Source organism: Streptomyces sp. SID5785, assembly GCF_009870065.1.
GTDB lineage: Bacteria > Actinomycetota > Actinomycetes > Streptomycetales > Streptomycetaceae > Streptomyces.
In genome coordinates this window covers 1-1,401 of the sequence record NZ_WWIA01000969.1, presented here as the reverse complement: position 1 = coordinate 1,401, position 1,401 = coordinate 1, and the positions used below count along the sequence as shown (strand labels likewise).

At 72.2% G+C, this 1,401-nt stretch carries 2 protein-coding genes; one reads left to right on the top strand and one right to left on the bottom strand.

Going from position 1 to position 1,401, the window contains the following annotated elements; translation table 11 throughout:
• The coding region (locus GTW43_RS38310; RefSeq protein WP_237536917.1) for a helix-turn-helix domain-containing protein at positions 1-203 on the bottom strand (203 nt) is incomplete at its 3' end.
• Positions 204-266: 63 nt separating this feature from the next.
• Between GTW43_RS38310 and GTW43_RS31590 the strand changes: the two genes are divergently transcribed.
• Positions 267-1,262, top strand: a complete 996-nt coding sequence (locus GTW43_RS31590; protein WP_161305406.1) for an SDR family NAD(P)-dependent oxidoreductase — start codon at positions 267-269, stop codon at positions 1,260-1,262.
• Positions 1,263-1,401 lie beyond the last annotated feature (139 nt).

Below are 1,401 nucleotides of genomic sequence, written 5' to 3'. Positions count from 1 at the left end.
GCGGCGCGGAACAACGCCTCCTTCGAGGAGAAGAGGAAGTAGAGCCCGGGACGGGAGATGCGGGCCGCCCGGGCCACCTCCTCCATCGAGGTCTTCCGGTAGCCGAATCGCGCGAACGTGGCCATGGCCGAGTCGAGAACCAGTGACCGGCGGTCGGTGTCGGTGTCCGCCGCGGGCGGCGGTCCGGGATCGGAGCTGCTCATGGGGCGAGCATAGGAGCGGTGACCGCACTATACAAATCATGTTCAGTGCGTATAGTCGAAGGCATGGCACCTCGATCCCTGATCTCCACGCCGTTCACCGCCTCCAGCACCGCGGACGACGTGCTGCGAGGCGTCGCGCTCGACGGCGTGCGCGCCCTCGTGACCGGAGCGACGTCCGGACTCGGGCTCGAGACGGCCAGGGCGCTGGCCGCCGCCGGTGCCGACGTGACGCTCGCCGTCCGTGACACGAGGGCGGGCGACGCGGTCGCCCGCAGGATCGCCGAGCCGGCGGACGGCGCCGCGGACGGGACGGCCGTCCGGATCCGCCCCCGGGTCGTCCGGCTCGACCTCGCCGACCTCGGCACCGTCGCACGCCTCGTCGACGCCTGGCAGGGCCCGCTGCACCTTCTCGTCAACAACGCGGGAGTCGTCACCGGCGGCCCGGAGCGCACCCGTGACGGCTGGGAGCTGCAGTTCGCGACCAACCACCTGGGCCACCTCGCGCTCGCCACCGGCCTCCACGACGCCCTGGCCCGGGGCGCCGCCGACCGGGACGGGGCGCGGATCGTGTCGGTCAGCTCGACGGCGCACATGCGGGCCGGCATCGCCTTCGACGACCTCCACTTCACGCGCGGGCGGTACGACCCGCAGATCGCCTACGCCCGGTCGAAGACCGCGAACTCACTGTTCGCCGTCGAAGCGACGCGCCGGTGGGCGGCGGACGGCATCGTCGCCAACGCCGTGAACCCCGGCGGGATCGCGACGGGTCTCCAGCGCCATTTCACACCCGAGCAGAAGCGGTCGCTCGCGGCGGCCGAGGCCGCCGGTGTGTTCACGTACAAGACGATCGCCCAGGGTGCCGCCACCAGCCTTGTCGCCGCCGTCGCCCCCGAGTTCGCGCACACCGGAGGGCACTACCTCGACGACGGGCAGGAGGCATACACCGTGCCGGACGACGCAGACCTCGCACAACACCCGCACGGCGTCAAGGAATGGGCGCTCGACGCCGCCACCGCCGAGGCCCTCTGGACGGTCTCGACGGATCTCCTGCGGGCGTGAGGCCGGGCGCGGCACCGCATCGTTCACGTTCCTCTCAGGCAGCGGTGCCAGGATGCCGGAATGCGTGCAACGGAGGTCCCGCCCGGCACCCGGCTCCTCGTCGTCGACGACGAGCCGGCCATCCTCGACGTCCTGGTCA

Excerpts from the sequence above, each read along its gene's own strand:
- GTW43_RS31590 (WP_161305406.1), top strand. The coding sequence starts at position 267 with ATGGCACCTCGATCCCTGATCTCCACGCCGTTCACCGCCTCCAGCACC.